Raw genomic sequence first — 19,738 nt, 5'->3', positions numbered from 1 at the left:
TGATAATATATATGAAAAGGAAATTAAAAATAACGAGGCAAATATTATGAACTTTGTGTATATCAATCAACACGTGTTAAATAACCTTCTATACATTTTAAGTAGCATATTTATTTTTTATTTTATATATGATAGCGGGCGCAATTTGAAGAAATATAAAAAACTACTTATTATACTTTGTACGAGTATCCCTCTTATTTTATGTATGCGCTATCCTATCTATATGGATGAAAATTGTATTCATGATTTAAGACAAATACCGGTTATAGTAGGTACGCTTTATGGTGGCTTCCCTGTCGGTATAACATTGTTTGCTATTTTATTAATTACAAGATTTTCATTTTATGGATTTAGTATGTTAACAATAGTAGTGTATGGAACAATGTTTATCATTACAGCATTCGCATCCGCAAAATTTAATACGTATAATAGAAAAATTAAAGTAGCTTATGCAATGTTTTTAACATTTTTCTTAGCAATATTTACAACTGTAATTGTATTAACTTTATCAGATTTTGAAGTGAATAATTTGTACATCATTTATTTCATAATATTACCAACCGTTTTAATGTTGTTTGTAGTTTATTTTAATGAAGTTTTAAAAGATGCAGTATGCATGCGATCGAAGTTAATTAAAATGGAAAAAATGGAGATTGTTAGCCAACTCGCTGCTAGTATATCGCACGAAGTAAGAAATCCCTTAACTGTTGTAAAAGGATTTACACAACTTTTAAAAACACCAAATTTAACTCCAGAATCAATAGACGAGTATATTAAGCATATACTGGAAGAATTACATCACGCCCAAGGAATTATTGATGATTATTTAACGTTTGCCAAACCTGCTTCAGAAAAATTAGATGAGATTTCAGTAGAACAAGAATTAAATCGAGTTATTAATATGATCTTACCTTTATGTAATATGAATACAATACATATTACAAAAGATTTCTCTACGGCAACAATAGTTGGTAATAAACAGCACTTTCAGCAATGTTTTTTAAACTTATTAAAAAATGGTATTGAAGCAATGCCTAATGGCGGTACTTTACATATCTCCTCTTCTATTAGTAATAATAAAGTTATCATACGAATTGAAGATAGCGGAATTGGTATGTCACAAGAGCAAATAAATCGATTTGGCGAACCGTATTTTAGTACAAAAACGAAAGGTACAGGTTTAGGTACAATGGTTGCTGTTAAGATCATTGAAACGATGCAAGGTAATTTAAAAATCCGAAGCGTTATGAATAAAGGTACTACTTTGACAATTACATTTCCGAAATGTAATACAAACGCATCTAACAATAAATAAAAAAGGAGCAATTATGCTCCTTTTTTATCTGTTTCGATACATAAGTATCTTCTATGTTTTTTAGTTTTACATTTGTGGAGACTAACTAAAAATTAGTACCCTCCGCCCCAGCAGCTGCATCCAACGATAATTAATAAAATAAATAACACAACTAATAAAGCGAAACCTCCACCAAAACCACAAGAACCACCGTAACTCATATTTTCTCCTCCTTTTGGTTTGAAAACTAATAGGTAGTTGATCATTTTAACTGGTTCGTATTATACATTATGTAAATATCCCTTTTTTGAGCATGTCTATATAAAAATAAGTAAAAGCACTCATTTGAGAGTGCTTTAAAATGGATACCAAAAATTTTGAAATACATGTAACTTTACATATACTGCAGCAATTAAAATAAAAATACCTACAAATAAAGCAATGAAATCCTGGTTTTTCGCTTTATTTGTATAGAACCACGTACGTGTATCCTTCTTTCCGAACCCTCTTAAATCCATTGCGTTTGAAACTGTATCGATTCTCTCTAAAGAATGAATAATTAAAGGCCAAAAAATTAAGACACGGTTTTGCATGCGGATCCATAAACTTGCTTCTCCTTTTTCGAAAGCTACTCCTCTCGCCTCTTGGGCATGTTTAATAACTTTATATTCGGACTGAATATCAGGTATATAACGTAATGCAATATTTATCGCATAAGTAATTTTATAATGAATTCGAAATTTACTTAAGCTACTCACAAATTTGCTTGGATCAGTCGTATAAATAAAAATAAGTGTAAATGGTAATAACGTAAAATACTTTAACGAAAGTGTAGCTGCATAAAATAATGTTTCGTATGTAATTGTTGCATATCCAATATACATAAATGAAGTATACGATCCAGTTAATTCAGATCCATGGGTTGGTGTAATAAATAAGATCATGACAGAATTTAATAAACTAAATGTAAATATAACAGTAAAAACAATAAAAATTTTACGAAATGGAATTTTAGCAACTAAAAGTCCGATACATCCAATTATAAATACGAATAGCAATACGCGAAAATCAAAAAATAAAAAGGTAAGCGTCATACCAAAAATAAATAACAACAATTTCACTGCTCCGTCCATGCGATGGAAATATGTATTATACACCTTCCTCCCTCCTAATATCATTAAAATAAAGTTCCATAAATTTTTCAGGATTTGCAATACCACTAAATTTAACGAGTTTGAATAAAGAGCTCTCCTTTAAGTTCGCTCTTTTTAATGTTTCTGGATGCCCTAATACAGTAGACGCGGTATTATTCGCAATAATTTCCCCTTCATGTAGAACTATTGCTCTGTCCGCATATTCTGATGCGAGATTCATATCGTGTGTGATAAAAATAAATGATATTCCCTTTTTAGCTAATTTTCTAATAAACGACATAAACTGTTTATAATGATAATAATCTTGTCCCGCTGTCGGTTCATCTAATATGATAAGTTTTGGATTTGCTGTTAGTACAGATGCAATCGTTAATCTCTTTTTTTGTCCATAACTTAACGCCTGAATTGGCCAATTTCGAAATGGATACAAACCACAAATTTTTAACGCTTCCTCCGCTCTAAACTTAATTTCTTTCTTTGAAACCTTTTTTAATTTTAATGTGAATGAAACCTCTTCTATAACAGTAGGTTGTGTAATCATGTGATTTGGATTTTGCATGACATAAGATATAATCTCACCGCGTTTACGTATAGACCAAGAATTGATATTTACTCCATCAATTAAAATCCTTCCATTTTTTGTTTTGTTTATTCCTATAAGACTATGAGCTAATGTTGATTTTCCAGCTCCGTTATGGCCCAAAAGTGCTACAATTTCTCCTTCATATATGGATAATTTTACATTCTCTAATACTTTTTGTTTATTAGGATATGAAAATGATAAATTCTCTACTTTCAATAATTCTTTTTTTGTAGGAGTATCTTTACAAAAAGCTTTTTTCTCCATCCACTCTTTTATTACGCCACTAATACTTTCCTTATGAAGATTTTCAAGTGGATATATTACGTCATTATTACTATCAAAATGTAATCTTTTTAATCCTTCTATGTACATAGGTTCTCTTAATCCGATTGAGGGTAATATATTTGACGCTAAAATCTCATCTGGTGCCCCTATCGCAACAATTTCCCCTTCATCAATTAAAATAATTTTATCTAAATCCAGATTTAACATTTCTTCTATTCGATGTTCAATAATTACAATTGTTTTATTATATTGCTTATGTATATTTTTAATAAGTTCAATTGTATGTAAGCTGCTAGCTGGATCTAAATTTGCTAACGGTTCATCGAACAATAATATAGGAGCATTTGTTGTTAACAAACCCGCTAAAGAAACAGTTTGTTTTTGCCCTCCAGATAATTCATGCGGACTTTGTTTATGAAAAGTATGCATCCCTACCTTTTTTAATGACTCCGAGACAATCTTTTTCATTTCATCCTGATTTACACATTCATTTTCTAAATAAAAGGCTACATCTTCTTCTACTGTAAGACCAATAAATTGTGCATCTTGATCTTGCAAAATTGTGCCTACATGTTTACTCAGTTCAAAAACACTCTTTTTCCTCGGATCTTTTCCAGCAATTAAAATATTACCAGTACTAGTCCCTTCATAAGAAAATGGGATTAGCCCATTCATACAATGAGCTAACGTTGATTTCCCTGAACCACTTCGTCCAGCAATTAGCACTTTTTCCCCAGGATATATATGAAATGTAATGTCTTTCACAGTAGGCTGCGCTGCATGCTTATATTGAAAGTTGAATTGTTCAAAAGAAATAATTGGTTGCATTTTAATATCCCTACTTTTCAATTTTTAAATGTGTATGTTTCTTATTCGATTTAGCTAGGCCTATTGTAATTGGCAATCCAAGAACTAAAAATACAATAACGTCAGCAATTGTTGCACCTAACACTTGTATAACAATTTTGTCAAACGGTTCTCCCATTACAATAATATCGAATGCCCCAGCAAATATAATAGCAATGACAATTCCAATTAAGCCAGTAATGGCTAAATAAGAAATATCTCCCTTATTATATGTCCCGTTTTTCACACTAAAGCCAACTCTTTTTTGAATGAACCCCATTGCAAAGCCAATAATGCCTGAACTAATAACCCATCCCCACCAAATACCCCAGCCAGCGATTGTGTCTGTTACGGTATGACCGATAAGTCCTATTAACAGTCCTGCCACTGGACCAAATAACGCTCCAAAAACGGTTAAAATAGCTAATGCAGGTTTAATAAATGTATTTGGTGCAATAGAAAATCCCCAAAGTCCTAATATCCCGTATAATGCTGCTCCAATTCCGATTGCCACTACTAATTTTGTTGATAATTTGTTCATAACAATTCCCCTCTCTTATTAGTCAACTTTTATTACTCTATATTTATTTTCAAAATGAATTATGCATCGACACTCCCTTTCTATACAACAAAAAATGGCCTCTTATATAAGAGGCCATTTTCTTTCACGTTCAAGAATCCTCTTATCTTCCAAAAAACACATCGTGTTCTCTGCGGAATTAGCACCTTCCTATACATTTACATAGGGGTTGCTGAGGTTTCATAGGGCCGGTCCCTCCACCTCTCTGGATAAGTATTAATTTGTAATTCGTATTATGGCATTAAAAAGTATAAATTTCAACACTTTTCTAATTATTTTTATTTTTTGTTTAACAATACATTTAAATCATTGTATTCTTATCGGAATTATGAAATAATGAATTCAAAATAGTTACGGGAGGAATGTACGATGAAAGTAATCGGTTTAATTGGTGGACTAAGTTGGGAATCTACATCATTATATTATAAACATATTAATACACTTACACTCTCTCAATACGATCAAAATGCAAAGCTTGTTTTATATAGCATGGACTTTGGTGAAGTAACGACTTTATTACAAAATCATCAATATGAAGAAGTGAAAAACGAATTAGTTACTGTTGCAAAGAAGGTTGAAAAATCCGGAGCTGAATGTTTATTAATGTGTTCCAATACGGTCCATTTATTTGCTGAAGAAGTAGAAAGTGCAATATCCATTCCACTTCTTCACATAGGTGATGTAAGTGCTAAAGAAATGGTAGAACAGAATATAAAGCGTATCGGATTATTGGGTACGAAACAAACGATGGAACAAGACTTCTATAAATCACGTCTAGCAAACTATAACATTGAGACAATCATCCCAAATGAAGAGGAAAGAAATTTTATTCATCATGTTATTTTAAATGAATTAAGTAAAGGAATTATTTCAGAAACATCAAAAGAAAAGCTATTACAAATTACAAAATCATTAATTCAAAATGGCGCAGAAGGTATACTACTAGGTTGCACCGAAATACCGTTGCTCATTTCCCAAAACGACCTTACTGTTCCTGTTTTTGATACTGCTTTTTTACATGCAAATACTGCTGTGCAGTTTGCGGGATAATCATATAAAAGCATAAAGGTTAAGCCTCTATGCTTTTATATTACCCACACTATTTATTTAAAAGAGATGTAATCACTGTGATTGCTTCATTTGAACCACCACAATCTAAAAAACTATCCTTCAGTTTTCGTATACCATGCTTATACTTTTCATTTAAAAGTACGTCTGTTACCGCTTCTTTTAAACTTTGTACATTAACATGCTCTTTCAATAACCTATGTGCGGCTTCCAGCTCAGTTAGTCTTTGTGCTATCATCGGTTGATCTTTATCATGTGGAATGATGACAAATGGGACATTAAAATAAATAGCGTCGTGTACACTGTTCATGCCGCCATGTGTAATAAAAACATCTGCTTCATTTAATATTTCTGATTGGGGTACGTATGAAGCAATTATAAAATTGTCTGGCGCTTTCTTAATTTTAGAACGATCATTTCTATCACCAATTGCCATTACAACTACCCCTTTAAAATCTGAGAAAGTATCAATACAAGTATTAAAGAATGGTTCAAGTCCTTCAAGCAGTGTCCCCATTGAAATATAAATAACTTTCTTACCTTTAAGCAATTCAAGTGGAAACTCTACATTTGTTTTACGCTTTGAAATACTTGGTCCAATAAAAATGTTATTTTCTCCAAACAAATCGCTATTAGGTTGGAAGTAACGACTTGTGTACACAAGAGTAATATCTCCCTTGTTATGCATAAATTGAAGATTGTTTTTAGGCTTTACTCCAAATTCATGTTCCATTCGATATAGTAACTGTTCAGAAATTTCATCAGGTTGGAATGGTATTTCTGCATTAGGATGAAAAGGTAAAGTCTCCAAAAATTCAGTAGGAATTAAAAATATAGGAGAAGAAACTATGCCTAGAATTTGTAAATACTCCTTTACTAACTCTCCAGCACCAAATATATCATAAATTACGAAATCAAAATTAATGCTTTCACATAATTGTTTCGTAATTTCTAATATATATAAAGAAGTTTGAACATGTACATGAAAGAAAGAGTTCAATCCATATGAAGTTTCAGTATCAATAGAAATATCCTTTAATAAATCTGGATGGGTATATACAGTAGCTCCCAAATCTTCAATTCTGCCTTTAAAGTGTTCTGTAGTAATATAGTGTACGTGATCCCCCCGTTCAGTAAAGGCTTTGACTAAACTTAATGTCGGGTTTACATGTCCCTCTGCTGGAAAATTAATCATTAAAATATTTAGCACTTCTTTCTCACTCCTTACATTTCAACACTCTTAATAATCATACTGTAATGATTACCGTCAATCTTCCCCTAATAGTCCTAATATACTTGCTACTTTAAATTGATAAATAATTGTCAGTTATTTAATTAAAAAAGGCATCTACATAAGTAGATGCCTAACCGTGATAAGGAGTGTTCTGTGAGGTTAGAATAAGCTTTTCAGCTTGTCCTATGCTATCAATATATGATTTATTTTATAAAACGTGAATAATTGATAGAATGATTTTACCTTTCTATCACCCATTTTGAATCTATCCCTAAATTAAATGACTCTAGTTTCTATATTATTTCATATGTTTTAACCTTCTTGAGAGCTATCTATTTGTAAATTTTCTCCAGTAAATCTCTTATTTTTTAATTCAAAATAAGCATCTAAAACTTCTTTTCCAATATCAGAGTTAATACCAGATTTATCATTCATAACCCACGGCACAACTACAGAGAATGCTACTTCTGGATTATCATATGGCGCATACCCTGCTAACGTTAAGTTATAACATTCTCTTCTCTCGCCCTTTTCATTTCTTCCAATATCGCTTTCTCCACCGTAAACTGTCTGTGCTGTTCCTGTTTTACCTGCTGGTTTATAAGATGCTTTTTGGAACGCCCTTACTCCTGTTCCATCACCCTCTTGGAATACCTTTCTAAATCCTTCTTTTACTTGATTTATATATTCCTCTTTCATATCAATTTTATTTAAAATAATTGGTTCTACTGCATGCACCACTTTACCAATCTCATCTTTTTGCGACGTTTGCTCTCTTACCTCTTGTACAATTTGTGGCTTCATTCGATATCCACCGTTTGCAATTGTTGAAATATACTGTACGAGCTGAAGTGGTGTATACGTGTCATACTGACCAATTGAGTAATCTAATAAGAAACCCGGCTGATTATCTTTTTTACCAATTTGTCCAGCTGTTTCATTCGGTAAATCAATACCCGTTGGAACACCTAATCCGAATTGTCTGAAATAGTACCTCATTTTATCAAAGTATTCCTGTTTAATATTTAATGAACTATTTTTCACATAATCCACACCTGCAATTTTTAATGCTGTATGAAACATATAAACGTTTGAAGAGACTTGTAACGCTCTTAAATCATCAATGTTTCCAAACTCTTTCCAAGATTTCTTCTCCCTAGTACCTTTAAACTTCATAGGTGCATCATAAAAATAAGTACCTGGTGTTATAGCTTTCGTTTCAAATCCAGTTAAAACTGTGGCACCTTTAACTGTTGATCCCAGCTCATATGAACTAGTCATTGTACCTAATGCATAGTCTTCAATTTCTGTTTTCCCGTCTTTTTCTACAAGTCTTTTCCCAGCCATTGATAATACTTGTCCGTTTTTCGGATTCATCATTACAACGAAAGCACGGTCCAACATAGATTCAGATCCTTTATATGCCTTTAATATTTTTTCTATACTTTCTTCTACTTTTTTCTGTAATTCCATATCTATCGTTAAAGTTAAGTTCTTACCGCTCTTTCCCTCAGAAATTGTTTCCGTTCTAATTGTAGTACCTTGTTTATCTGCAACGCTTCTTACTTCTTTTTTTGTACCATGAAGTACATCTTCATATTGCTGCTCGATATAACTTTTTCCAACCCTATCATTTCGGCTATAATCACGTACTAAGTAATAATCTAATCGTTCACTTGGTAATCCTTCATCAGAATTAGAAACATTTCCAAGAACGGATCGGAATAATCCATCATTCACATACACTCTCTCCCAATCAACCGACACGTCTACACCTGGGAGATTTGCTAAACCTTCACTAATTATAGTAAATTCCTTTTCACTAACGTCTTTTTTTATAATTTGTGGAGCCATTTGATAACCAGAAGTCATCTTACTTTTAATAGCTAACACTTTTATATCTTTATCTGTTAAATCTTGAAGATTTTTATCCGTAACTCGTTTTCTTTTTAACTCTTCAATTTTTTTATCTAAATTTTTTCCGGTAATATCTTTATCTCTGAACCTATTTATTTCTTTTTTAGATACTAATTTTTCGGTTAGTGTCGGATTTAATTGCATCCAAAAATCTTTCTTATCCGTCTCAGTTAGTTTATCTATATCTTCTTTTGGTATTTCAATTATGTCTGCAAGTTGTCTTGCTGTTTTTAATATTTCTTCTGATTTTACACCTTTCATCTTTGTATATGTAATTGTACGTAAAGACTTATTATCAACTACTGGATTCCCTTCTCGGTCAAATATTTTCCCCCGCGGCACAGAAAGGCTTACGGTTGCATTTTCTCTCTTCTCCACTTCATTTTTATACGTCTCACCATCAATAATTTGTACTTTACCTAATTGTATAATCATGGCAGAAAACAATATAAATACACATAAGAATAAAATGTTTAACCGCATCGGTACTGCTCTACCGCTTTTTTTCTCTTGTTTTTTCACCTTGTCATAATCTCCTCCTTACTGTATTTCTATTAATAATTGAATCTATATATTAAAAGTAATGCACATTTTCTATACATTACTTTGCACAAATACTAATATATTGATAAAAACTTAATAGAAATTAAAGCAAATCTAAAGAAAAGGTAAAGTTTTCTAAATTAAATACAAAAATACCCAATAACGAAAAGCTTAACTTTTCGTTATTGGGTATTTAAGAATTAATAATTGAACGTATTGATTCTAATCTATCATCATAATTTGATAAAGGCTTTTTACTCTGAATTTTTGGCAAGTAAATCGTTACTGTTGTTCCGACGCCAACCTCACTCATAATACTTATATTCCCTTGATGACTTTCAATAATTTTATAACTTAACATCAATCCAATACCGGTACCTTTTTCTTTCGTACTATAGAATGGTTCACCTAATCTTTTAATTCGTTCTTCAGGTATTCCTATTCCTTTATCAATTACACTAATAATGATACCATCTTTGCCTATTTCTTTTATGTGAATTGAAATTCTCCCACCATCTGGCATAGCTTCGATTGAATTTTGCAAAATGTTAATAAATACTTGTTTCAGTTGATTTTCTGAGCATTCAATGATTATATCCTTGGAATCTGTATATAATTCAACTTGAATATTTGTCATAATTGCTTTTGTATTCATTAATGAGACGACATTTTTAAATAGTTGATAAATATTTTTCTTTTCGGTACTTATTTCGTCTGTTTTAGCAATCGACAAAAATTCTTGAAGAATCGCTTCTATTCTTTCAATTTCAGAAAGCATTAAATCAAAATATTTTTCTTGATCTTCTTTATTAATTTGGAATAATTGAATAAACCCTTTAATTACAGTTAACGGATTTCTTACTTCATGAGCTACACCAGCCGCTAATTGTCCAATTGCTGCAAGCGTATCTGATTTATTTAGCAATTCTTCTGTCTTTTTTCGCTCTGTAATATCGCGTACGATAATCATAATTTTATCCTGTAATAATGGTAAGCACCTGGCTTCAAAGAAGTCAACACTGCCATTAAGTGTAAGTGGATATTCTACTATTACATTCGTTCCTTTTTCCTTCACTTGACTAATGGCTTCCTGAAACTGCTGTGCTACTGGAGATGGTAAGACATCGTAAAACTTTTTTCCCATAAAAGCTTCTGCGGGTACGTAAAATTTTGTAGGGGATCCTGCTTTATAATCAATAATTGTGCCGTCATCTTCTGTTAAGAAACATAAGTCTGGTAAAGCTTGAAAAATTAATTCCAATTCAGACGTTTGTTGTTTTAATTTCTCTTCTATTGCTTTTAAATGTGTAATATCTACACCAACAGCCCAATAACTAAATCCACTTACAGGAAACTGTTCTGATATATTGGACCACATTATCGTTTTAATTTCACCATTTTTACATGTTAAGCGCATTTCCCAATCTCTAAAGTTCTTTCCACGAGTCAAAAATTTCTTTTGTATCTCGTGACGATAATTATGATCAGGATACAGTAAGCGAAGTGCGTTTGGATTTCCAATTACCTCTTCCGCAGTATATCCTGTTACAATTTCACATTCGCGATTCCACAAAACAAAATCTCCATTATAATCAAGTGCATCAACCATAACAGGCATGTTTTGTAAGATTGTATGTAGTTCCTCCTCTTTTCGAGTAAGTAACGTTGTATTTTTATTTTGAAATCCTTTCATTACCCCACCTATAATTAGATTTGAAAGCATTTCAAAGTATTTTTGGGAATTGAAAATTTCGCTTTTCTGAGACCATACAACAAAAGATCCTAAATATTGATTGTATAAAAAAATGGGGATTTCAATTTTGGGAAGTTTACATATTTTCTTTTCATTTATTCCAAATGAAAATATACATTCTTTTTCAGCATCAAGAAGTTGATGTGATATGTTGGTTAATTGATAAAATTGTTCTGCCATGGTTTCTATTGTACTCACATCAATAAGTTCCATTAGCCGCGCATTCATTCCTTTTTCACCTCAATATGTAAAATTCATACAAACTTTAAATTCATACTTCTCCATTATACGAAGAATGTGCCTGTAGGTATATAGCTGAAGAATAATTATTCGAACAAATTTTATTTTTCAATTAAAAACAAAAAATATATGCATGCAAATTGAAACTCTAATTAGTAAGTTTTATTCATCTCCGACTGATTATTAGCTGAGCCAATCATGATCTTTTATGTTGCATGAACTCTCCTTAACATCCTTACATTCGTTAAGTTTTGACATAGTTTTATACACACTAGTAGCAATATAAAAATACATTACATATAAAGTTCATAAAATTTTCACAATTATCATGAAAAATATAAACATTTATTCCAATATATTCTATATAATAAAATGTAATAAGGCTTCTATGAATCTCATAGAATACCTTACCCCTAATAAAAAGAAAAAAGAATCCAATTGGATTCTTTTTTTCTTTTTATGTTACATTACATATTTATATAAAGCATGTGCAACACCATGTTCTTCATTAGATAATGTTTCATATTTACACATCGCTTTTATTTCTTCAACAGCATTTCCCATTGCAATTGAAATGTTCGCTTTTTCCATCATAGAAACATCGTTTAGCCCATCACCTATCGCAACAGTATTTTCAACTGAAATATTAAGATATTCAGCTAAGGTGTATAATCCATTCCCTTTTTGAGCATCTCGATGATTAATCTCTAAATTGTGCCAATATGAAGATGTAATTGCTAAATCTGAATTATGAAGAAATGTTTCTTTTAGTTTTTTTAATTTCTCTATATCATAAGAAAATGGCAACAATTTATGCACGTGTATTTCTGTTTCTACAATTGACTTGCAACTTTCCGTACTATGAAATGCTGTATGCTCAAGGTATAATGCTGCAATTGTTTCTAATTCTTGTATATCCACATTTGTTTTTGAATTTTTCAAATTCTCAATTTCCCTGCGTACACTTTCCACTCCATATTCTGGAACATATACGCCTTTATCTGTATAAAGTTGATAATATAAACCATTCTCTTCAAGATATTCTACTATTTTAAGTGCCTGCATATTTTGAATTGGATATCTTTTCATCATTTTTTTATCTTTATATATAAGTGCACCATTTTCTGCAATGATCGGACACTCTAAATCAGCTTCTAACAATAATCGTTCAATATCGACAATAGAACGTCCTGTACAAATCGCTACAACATGGCCCGCTTCTTGACATGCTCGAATTGCTTTTGCATTCTCTGTACTAATCATTTTATTCCCTGAAAGAAGGGTTCCATCTAAATCAATTGCTATTAATTTCATTATTTCTTCACCACTTTCTAAAATACACGAGTTCTACCTATATTCAAGGTATCGTTTTCACACTGATCTCGTGAGGTTCTCTTTAGTTATAATTTATGAAAAGCGTTTCAGGTCAAGAAATAATTAAAAATAAAATCAGAAGCTTTTCTTTTTAAAGAAAAGCTTCTGATTTTATTTTTAAAGAAAAGCTTCTGATTTTAAACTATGAACTATAACTAATATATTTCGTCTCACACATGTACACATTCTTTTCTTCAGTTGGGACATATATTTTAAACTTTTCTAAACGTTTTCCGTAAACATGAATAGTGACAACGCTTTCATTTTCTGCTATTTCAAGAATATGACAATCAGCTGGTGGAATGACTTTATCTGTTTCTCCTTCTCCCAAATAAAGATTTCCTGTATGAGTTAAATAAACAAGTGAATTTTCAAGCTGCTTCGTTTGTATAAAGTTCTGCACCATTATTCTTCCTGTAAATACGCCTTCTACTCCCCATGTGCCATCATGATCATGTAAAGGAGTCGATTGTCCATCTTTCCATACAAGAGCTAATACTTCAAAACGATTTAAAGGATCTTCATAAAGCAAGTGTCGTGCATATTGAGCCGAATTCGCCTTCTGTTTTTCTAACGGAAGCCATGTTTTCTTTTCTAAAAGTTCTTCTAATAATTTTTCAATCCCACAAACAATTTGATCTTCTAACAAATTACTATTTATTAAATCCGTTACAGCTTTAATAAATGTTTGGAACGTCTTACTTCCATTACACGTTAACATAAGCATCCTCCTCTACTCTTATTCACACACTTCCATACTAAATAACCAACTAAAATTTTACAATTGAGAAATAAAAAAACAAGGTACAGTAAATTTGTACCTTGCTGAACAGTTTATTGAGTTTTAAACGAATAGGTAAGAATTTTGAATTAAATCATAATATGCTTTATCCTTCTCTTCGACGTTTTGAGAATATGGGGGCTATAACGAAAAAAGTACATACACAAGTCGGTAAGCCAAATCGAAATATGTACGACATAACTGAAACAGGAGAAGAAATCTTTTCTGAAATGTTGCGCGAGTTTCCCGAAAAACTCGCGACAAACAATATAGAATTTCTTGTTCGTATCGCGCTTTTTGAAAAGCTTGATTATGAAGCTAGAAAAGAAGTTTTAACAATACGCCAAGACATACTACATAAACAACTTACTGCTATTCAATCTTTAGATGCTAGTTCACCTTTTATTACAGAAGTAATTGAATTTAGTAAATCACGTATCGAACATGAATTGCTCTGGATTACATCACTTATGAAGAAAATATGAAAAAATAAAAGAAAAGTTAAAAACAATGAATGAAAATGAGATTTATTATCAATACTATAATTAATAAAAGGGCAACCACGATTTGGCTACCCTTCAAAAATTTATACTTCCGGATCGAAAGTTTTGCAATCTGTTTCTTCTGTAGTCGATGCTTGTTTTCCTTTATGACTTACTACATAAATTGCGTCTGCGCTACATTTATTGCCGTTAGCCCAAAATTTACAGTTGTTTACTTCACATAAAACGTCTTGTGCCATAGTATCACACCTCCTCGTTCTATTATCATTAACAAAATTCGGAGGTATGATACTTTTTGTTATGCATTTTTTATTCCCTTTTTAGCTTTCTTAATGGCTCTATATCTCCTTGTACAATAGCACCTATATTTTCAGTTATTTTTTCAATATGAAAATGCCACCATTGTATTTGCAATAATTCTTCTATTATTGCATTTGAAAATCTCTCCCTTATTTTATTTGCAGGGTTTCCACCAACAATTGTATATGGTGCAACGTCTCTAGTCACAACCGATTTAGCTGCTATTATTGCACCATCCCCTATTTTTATTCCAGGCATAATTGTTGTATCCATACCGATCCAAACGTCATTTCCTATAACTGTATCACCTTTGTAAGGTAAATCAGACAAATTAGGTGTATACTTCTCCCACCCATTTCCAAATATATTAAATGGATATGCCGAAAATCCATCCATCCGATGATTCGCTCCATTCATAATAAAGGTAACTCCATTTGCAATACAACAAAACTTTCCAATGATAAGGCGATCTCCAAGAAATTCATAATGATGTAATACTCGATCTTCAAATGTTTCTCCATCTTTCGCATCATAATATGAATAATCTCCGGAGAGTATATTAGCTTTCGTTATTGTATGTTTTATAAAGTGAACATTTTTATTTCCTTCGATAGGGTATTTAACATTTGGATTAGGATTCATGTTGCACAGCACTTCCTTTCCTATTCATTTCACTCTCTATTGCTATAACTGGCTTTAAATTGTATATAGGTAAAATAAATAATAATCCAATTATAAATAGTAAAGCTGTGCCTTCGTACATCGTACTTAATGAGAACATTTCTTTTAATGAACCAGCAATACTCATCGTTACTACCATTGAACCGGTGAATAGCGGACTTAAAATACCATTTACACGACCAATAAAATCAGTATCACTATTTTGAATAATGAGCGTATTAATACCTATTTGAATACAAGGAAGAGCTAAACCGCTAAAAAGTTGTGCTGTGAGTGTTACCCATAAATTGGTGGAATAACCTATAATACCGATGCCAATTGCCTGACCAAGCATACCGATAATTAACATCTTTTGCGGCGCAACATTTTTTGCAAACACCATCGCTAAAGCACCGCCAACAATCATTCCTGCACCATTTACTGTTAGTAACCATTGTAAACTCTCTTTTGATAATCCTAACTGCTCAGTCACAATAAAAATACCTAACGGCTGAATTAAACCAATTCCTAGTCCTGCTGCCATAAAACAAAGCCCTAGCAAAGTTAATGCTTTTTTCTTTTTCACATATTTAATACCATCAAGCATTTCCTGTAATATAGTGATTTCTTTCTTCTCATTATCATTCTCAAGATCTTTCGGAAGAAATAACAACACAGCTGCTGCAAGTAAAAAAGCGATACCTGTAATAATGATTGAAATATAAATTCCAAAACTATGAAAAATAAATGTTCCAAGAATCGGTCCTAACACCATAAATATCGCAAATATTGTTTGATAAATAGACATTGCTAATTGAATTTGTTCTGCCGATAAATGCTGTTTAAACAATTTCATGCCAGATGGCTGAGAAAATTGCGAAAGGATTGCAGAAATAAGTGTGACAAAAAACACGATTTTCCACGTTCCAAACATTAGAGTAATTAATACTGCAAATACTGATAAAGAACTTAAAGTCTCACACCATATCATAGTCCTCTTCGGCTTCCACCTATCAGCAAACGTTCCACCAATAAAGGAAAAGATGAAAATTGGAGCAAACTCCGCCACTGAAATCATCGAAATAGCAAAAGCATCACCCTTTGTCATTTCCATTACATATAGTAATACCGCAAAGTTCCGAACCCATATTCCAATTTGTAAAAATAATGCTGATGCTAGAATCCCCTGTACAAACCGGTTTTTTAATACTTGTGATACCCCATTATTTTGTTTCGTTTCTACATTTGTCGACATAAAAAAGCCCCCTATTTCATGTTCTGAACAGGAGGCAGCACAAATCATATGAAAAGACTATATTTTCGCAGAGCGAAATACATCCCTTTTCTATAAATGTACAGACTAATCCTATTCAGAAGAATATTTCGTTTTTTAACGAAGATCTCTTACAAATAGAATTAGTTGATCATTGGGATGTTTTCACCCTTCCGTTTCGAATTTAAATTACACATACATACTCTATGTAAATCATTTTCTATGTATGCATGTCTTACAATAAATATTCTAGAATGTTAATGGTAATTCCTCTAAAGAACGCATTAAATAATTACCTTGCCATTTAATGTCTTCACGATTCCCTTTTATTTGTAGTTTTGGCATTCTCTCAAACAAAGTAGTAATAGCAATTTTTGCTTCCAACCTAGCAAGTGGAGCCCCTAGGCAAAAATGGCTACCATGTCCAAAGGCAATATGGCGATTGTTCTCGCGAGTAATATCGTATACTTCCGGATTCTCAAATACTGTTTCATCACGGTTTGCAGAAGCTAAGGCAATGACAACCATATCTCCTTTTTCAATTGTTTGATCGTGAATTTGAAAAGGTTCATCTGCCCATCTTGAAGTTGTAACCTCAACCGGAGAATAATATCGTAATCCTTCCTCAATTGCTGCATCAATTAACTTTGGATTTTCTTTTAATAACTGTAATTGATCCGGATTTTCAAGAAGTGCTAATACCGTATTTGTTATTAAATTTACCGTTGTCTCATGCCCTGCAACAATTAGTAACATTATCATTGAATATAGTTCCCGAGCGTTAAGTTTATGTCCTTCACTTTCTGCAAGTATTAAAGCACTAACCAAGTCCTCTTTCGGTTCTTTTCGTTTCATATCAACTAAATATTGAAGGTATGTAATAAACTCAGATAGTTGCTTTTCAGTTTCTTTTATTTCTTCTGGTGTTTCTGGATAAGCAATGACAGCATGCGACCAAATTCTAAATTTCGCTTGATCTTCTTTTGGAATGCCGAGCATTTCACTTATTACAATGATTGGTAAAGGAAATGAATAATCATCCACAAGGTTTAATGAACCTTTCCGCTCAACTTCGTTCAATAAATCATCTGCAATATCCTGAATTCTTCCTTCCAGTTGTGCAATCATCTTCGGTGTGAAAACTTTTTGCACAAGTGATCGCAGACGATTGTGGTTAGGTGGATCTGAATTTAACATGTGCGTCGTTAAATGATCACTATTGTCAACAGTAAGAAACACATTTAATGTATCTTGAGAAAATACATTGGCCGGATCTTTTTTTAAGCGACTGTCTTTTAAAAGCGGCAAAGCATCTTCATATCTTGTAATAAGCCACTCTGCACCTAATTCAGTTTTATTCACAAATAAGATAGGTTGCATTTTACGAGATTCTTTATAAATTTCATATGCATCTTCTTTAAACTGAGCTGAAGCTAAATTGATGCCATCCTCTATTCTTAGCCCAACTTTATTTTTCATTGACATTGTATTCCCTCACTCTCATTTGTTTAAAAAAAACAACCAACATATGCATTATACGCTAATAAAAACGTGAAAATTGTAACTTTTTAATCAAAACCTTACTTCGTATATTGAAAAATAAAAAAGTGAGGGAGTAAAATCTTTCTACTCTCTCACTTTTCTTTATGCGAAGCACATGAAATTACTAATTTGTTGATAGCGATAACTTATTTTACGACGACGACCACCTTGCCACGTGTAACCTGATACTCCATTTCTTCTCACTTCGGTCGGGAAGAACCATAAATCCCTTCCGAAAGGACCAGGACGATGTAAGCGTAAATAGCCCCATCTTCCTAGACAGTTACACATCCAAGATTTCATATTACCTGGTTGTGCAGGAGAAGCAAATGTAGACGGTAACGACGGCGCTTGTGACGGAGGTGGTGACGTTGGAGCATCTTCCGCATCATCTGGTCTGTAATCTTCTTGTTCAATATCTCTCACTTCATTTGTAGGTTCATACCCGTAGTTTTGTGGATTATAATACATCGCTTGATCATATGGATAATTTTGTTGGTTATACATATTAATAAATCACCTTCTTTTCATTACCTTTACCATTCATATGTGATATGCCCTCTCTGGGAAGCTTATGTATAGCCTAAATTCAACAAAAAATAAAGCTCGTATTTTAAAAATACGAGCTTCTTCATAAACGGAATAGATGTATTATTTTCTTAATTTCACACTATAGAAACGCATTTCATCTAATGAACCTTCAAATTCAAATACTTCTTGTTTAATTAATTCCTTTAAGCGATATTCTAAAAACGTATCGCCAACTGATTGCTCTACAAGACCAAGTGCTTCACCAATTACTCTAGGAGCTTTTAGGAATTCTTGATCAGCACCTATACTTTTCGCACATTCAATAATAAATTGATCAAAATAATTTTCTTGTACAGAACGCACTTCATTGTCTGTCCAAACTCTTAAAAATCCCGTACTTTTCGAGAGACTATCCCACTCATGTTCAAACTGCATCCGATTCTCTACAGTTAAATACGGCAATTTTACAAAACTTTTTTGAATTAGAGCTAAACTTTCAGGTGGTAACTCTCCTGTTCCACGAATAACATACTCTAGTTTTAATATTTCTTTACTTGCTTCAGATGTATTCATAACGCGAATACTTTTCTTATCTTTTAATTGCGCCATTACAAAACATAGACCTACATGTTCATGTGCGTTATCGGCTTTCCAAATTGTAATAGGCGTTTCACTAGGAATAGCGTATAGTTCTTTCATAGTTTCTAAAAACCTTGGTAAATACTCTTCTTCAAAATAATTTTCATAAGCATTTAAGTTGTTTACTAACCATTCCTGTCTTGCTAGTTGCCACTTATTCATATGTAACTTGTGTATCGGCCCAATTGAAAAGAATTCAGAAAAAGCAATAACCATCTCTTCCAATCGTTCTTCTTGACTTAGCATATGCTTTAAACATCCAGCTGTTGAATCATCAAATGCAATATGAATGTGTGAGCTTTCTTTTACATTTCTTTTATAAGATGTATTACTCAGTAGTTGATTAGGAATATCCATTAAATTTTTAATAGTATCTTCACTATAGTTTTCTTCTAATAAATTTAACTGAATTAGAATGCTTTGAAGTAAATGTTTTGCTTCATCTTCGTACATATCCTCTACAACATTTTTGATTTTATCTATCATATAATTCCCTCTATTCATTTCATAAATAACGTAGATTATAGTGTATCACTTTATAATCATTCTTTAAAAGCTTTTTGGTCAAATCATGTATTACACAGATTGCTACGGCTAAAATTACTAAACATTTTGTAAATCCTTTAATTTAAATGTAT

At 32.0% G+C, this 19,738-nt stretch carries 18 protein-coding genes and 1 riboswitch; of the genes, 3 read left to right on the top strand and 15 right to left on the bottom strand.

What is annotated here, in order from left to right; all coding sequences use genetic code 11:
* Nucleotides 1-46: 46 nt before the first annotated feature.
* A complete protein-coding gene (locus NST14_RS13455) occupies nt 47-1,315 on the top strand; it encodes a sensor histidine kinase (protein WP_229142743.1) in 1,269 nt (422 codons plus the stop codon).
* Nucleotides 1,316-1,407: 92 nt separating this feature from the next.
* Here NST14_RS13455 and NST14_RS13450 read toward each other — a convergent pair whose 3' ends face one another.
* The 4 genes from NST14_RS13450 to NST14_RS13435 all read right to left on the bottom strand — a co-directional run bounded on the left by NST14_RS13450 (nt 1,408) and on the right by NST14_RS13435 (nt 4,703).
* On the bottom strand, nt 1,408-1,515 hold the full coding sequence (locus tag NST14_RS13450; protein WP_000120182.1) for a YjcZ family sporulation protein: 108 nt from the start codon (nt 1,513-1,515) through the stop codon (nt 1,408-1,410).
* 135 nt (nt 1,516-1,650) lie between these two features.
* Complete coding sequence (locus NST14_RS13445; RefSeq protein WP_061536454.1) at nt 1,651-2,451, bottom strand: energy-coupling factor transporter transmembrane component T family protein; 801 nt, start codon at nt 2,449-2,451, stop codon at nt 1,651-1,653.
* Nucleotides 2,444-4,144: an ABC transporter ATP-binding protein gene (locus NST14_RS13440; protein WP_061536455.1), complete on the bottom strand. Its 1,701-nt coding sequence runs from the start codon at nt 4,142-4,144 to the stop codon at nt 2,444-2,446. Before NST14_RS13440 ends, NST14_RS13445 begins: the two co-directional genes overlap by 8 nt.
* Nucleotides 4,145-4,154: 10 nt before the next feature.
* Nucleotides 4,155-4,703, bottom strand: a complete 549-nt coding sequence (locus tag NST14_RS13435; protein WP_001038200.1) for an ECF-type riboflavin transporter substrate-binding protein — start codon at nt 4,701-4,703, stop codon at nt 4,155-4,157.
* 139 nt (nt 4,704-4,842) lie between these two features.
* A riboswitch (SAM riboswitch) is annotated at nt 4,843-4,958 on the bottom strand.
* A gap of 153 nt (nt 4,959-5,111) precedes the next feature.
* Between NST14_RS13435 and NST14_RS13430 the strand changes: the two genes are divergently transcribed.
* On the top strand, nt 5,112-5,792 hold the full coding sequence (locus tag NST14_RS13430; RefSeq protein WP_000864406.1) for an aspartate/glutamate racemase family protein: 681 nt from the start codon (nt 5,112-5,114) through the stop codon (nt 5,790-5,792).
* A gap of 49 nt (nt 5,793-5,841) precedes the next feature.
* Here NST14_RS13430 and NST14_RS13425 read toward each other — a convergent pair whose 3' ends face one another.
* The 5 genes from NST14_RS13425 to NST14_RS13405 form a co-directional block, all read right to left on the bottom strand.
* Nucleotides 5,842-7,020 (bottom strand): macrolide family glycosyltransferase, encoded by a 1,179-nt coding sequence (locus tag NST14_RS13425; protein WP_229142742.1) that lies wholly within the window; start codon nt 7,018-7,020, stop codon nt 5,842-5,844.
* 336 nt (nt 7,021-7,356) lie between these two features.
* Nucleotides 7,357-9,483, bottom strand: a complete 2,127-nt coding sequence (locus NST14_RS13420) for a peptidoglycan D,D-transpeptidase FtsI family protein (RefSeq protein ID WP_061536456.1) — start codon at nt 9,481-9,483, stop codon at nt 7,357-7,359.
* A 214-nt stretch (nt 9,484-9,697) separates the two neighbouring features.
* Complete coding sequence (locus NST14_RS13415) at nt 9,698-11,485, bottom strand: PAS domain-containing sensor histidine kinase (protein WP_069297266.1); 1,788 nt, start codon at nt 11,483-11,485, stop codon at nt 9,698-9,700.
* A 474-nt stretch (nt 11,486-11,959) separates the two neighbouring features.
* Complete coding sequence (locus NST14_RS13410) at nt 11,960-12,811, bottom strand: Cof-type HAD-IIB family hydrolase (protein ID WP_229142741.1); 852 nt, start codon at nt 12,809-12,811, stop codon at nt 11,960-11,962.
* Between the two features lie 202 nt (nt 12,812-13,013).
* Nucleotides 13,014-13,592, bottom strand: a complete 579-nt coding sequence (locus NST14_RS13405; protein ID WP_000954454.1) for a cysteine dioxygenase family protein — start codon at nt 13,590-13,592, stop codon at nt 13,014-13,016.
* Between the two features lie 116 nt (nt 13,593-13,708).
* On the opposite strand from NST14_RS13405, the gene NST14_RS13400 reads away from it, so the two are divergent.
* The gene (locus NST14_RS13400; protein WP_229142740.1) at nt 13,709-14,137 is read left to right on the top strand and encodes a PadR family transcriptional regulator; all 429 of its coding nucleotides are present in this window, start codon (nt 13,709-13,711) and stop codon (nt 14,135-14,137) included.
* Nucleotides 14,138-14,238: 101 nt separating this feature from the next.
* Here the strand turns inward: NST14_RS13400 and NST14_RS13395 are convergent, their stop codons facing one another.
* The 6 genes from NST14_RS13395 to NST14_RS13370 all read right to left on the bottom strand — a co-directional run bounded on the left by NST14_RS13395 (nt 14,239) and on the right by NST14_RS13370 (nt 19,586).
* Entirely contained in the window at nt 14,239-14,394 is a 156-nt protein-coding gene (locus NST14_RS13395) for a DUF1540 domain-containing protein (RefSeq protein WP_000046091.1), read from the bottom strand.
* A 70-nt stretch (nt 14,395-14,464) separates the two neighbouring features.
* Nucleotides 14,465-15,097, bottom strand: coding sequence for a Vat family streptogramin A O-acetyltransferase (locus NST14_RS13390; protein WP_229142739.1), 633 nt, complete (start codon nt 15,095-15,097; stop codon nt 14,465-14,467).
* Complete coding sequence (locus NST14_RS13385; RefSeq protein WP_000106380.1) at nt 15,087-16,370, bottom strand: MFS transporter; 1,284 nt, start codon at nt 16,368-16,370, stop codon at nt 15,087-15,089. Before NST14_RS13385 ends, NST14_RS13390 begins: the two co-directional genes overlap by 11 nt.
* A gap of 267 nt (nt 16,371-16,637) precedes the next feature.
* A complete protein-coding gene (gene cypA / locus NST14_RS13380; RefSeq protein ID WP_000062106.1) occupies nt 16,638-17,873 on the bottom strand; it encodes a cytochrome P450 in 1,236 nt (411 codons plus the stop codon).
* A 159-nt stretch (nt 17,874-18,032) separates the two neighbouring features.
* A complete protein-coding gene (locus NST14_RS13375) occupies nt 18,033-18,437 on the bottom strand; it encodes a hypothetical protein (protein ID WP_000282686.1) in 405 nt (134 codons plus the stop codon).
* 144 nt (nt 18,438-18,581) lie between these two features.
* Entirely contained in the window at nt 18,582-19,586 is a 1,005-nt protein-coding gene (locus tag NST14_RS13370; protein WP_000565723.1) for a DUF1835 domain-containing protein, read from the bottom strand.
* Nucleotides 19,587-19,738 lie beyond the last annotated feature (152 nt).

Source organism: Bacillus sp. FSL W8-0519 (genome assembly GCF_038005585.1).
Taxonomy (GTDB): domain Bacteria; phylum Bacillota; class Bacilli; order Bacillales; family Bacillaceae_G; genus Bacillus_A; species Bacillus_A paranthracis.
The sequence above is the reverse complement of the archived record's forward strand: the minus strand, read 5'-3'. Positions and strand labels throughout refer to the sequence as shown.

Bases quoted from the DNA above. Each gene is read 5' to 3' on its own strand.
- NST14_RS13455 (WP_229142743.1), top strand. From the start codon at position 47: ATGAACTTTGTGTATATCAATCAACACGTGTTAAATAACCTTCTATAC.
- NST14_RS13450 (WP_000120182.1), bottom strand. From the start codon at position 1,515: ATGAGTTACGGTGGTTCTTGTGGTTTTGGTGGAGGTTTCGCTTTATTA.
- NST14_RS13440 (WP_061536455.1), bottom strand. From the start codon at position 4,144: ATGCAACCAATTATTTCTTTTGAACAATTCAACTTTCAATATAAGCAT.
- NST14_RS13435 (WP_001038200.1), bottom strand. From the start codon at position 4,703: ATGAACAAATTATCAACAAAATTAGTAGTGGCAATCGGAATTGGAGCA.
- NST14_RS13430 (WP_000864406.1), top strand. From the start codon at position 5,112: ATGAAAGTAATCGGTTTAATTGGTGGACTAAGTTGGGAATCTACATCA.
- NST14_RS13415 (WP_069297266.1), bottom strand. From the start codon at position 11,485: ATGAATGCGCGGCTAATGGAACTTATTGATGTGAGTACAATAGAAACC.
- NST14_RS13410 (WP_229142741.1), bottom strand. From the start codon at position 12,811: ATGAAATTAATAGCAATTGATTTAGATGGAACCCTTCTTTCAGGGAAT.
- NST14_RS13405 (WP_000954454.1), bottom strand. From the start codon at position 13,592: ATGTTAACGTGTAATGGAAGTAAGACGTTCCAAACATTTATTAAAGCT.
- NST14_RS13395 (WP_000046091.1), bottom strand. From the start codon at position 14,394: ATGGCACAAGACGTTTTATGTGAAGTAAACAACTGTAAATTTTGGGCT.
- NST14_RS13390 (WP_229142739.1), bottom strand. From the start codon at position 15,097: ATGAATCCTAATCCAAATGTTAAATACCCTATCGAAGGAAATAAAAAT.
- NST14_RS13385 (WP_000106380.1), bottom strand. From the start codon at position 16,370: ATGTCGACAAATGTAGAAACGAAACAAAATAATGGGGTATCACAAGTA.
- cypA (WP_000062106.1), bottom strand. From the start codon at position 17,873: ATGTCAATGAAAAATAAAGTTGGGCTAAGAATAGAGGATGGCATCAAT.
- NST14_RS13375 (WP_000282686.1), bottom strand. From the start codon at position 18,437: ATGTATAACCAACAAAATTATCCATATGATCAAGCGATGTATTATAAT.
- NST14_RS13370 (WP_000565723.1), bottom strand. From the start codon at position 19,586: ATGATAGATAAAATCAAAAATGTTGTAGAGGATATGTACGAAGATGAA.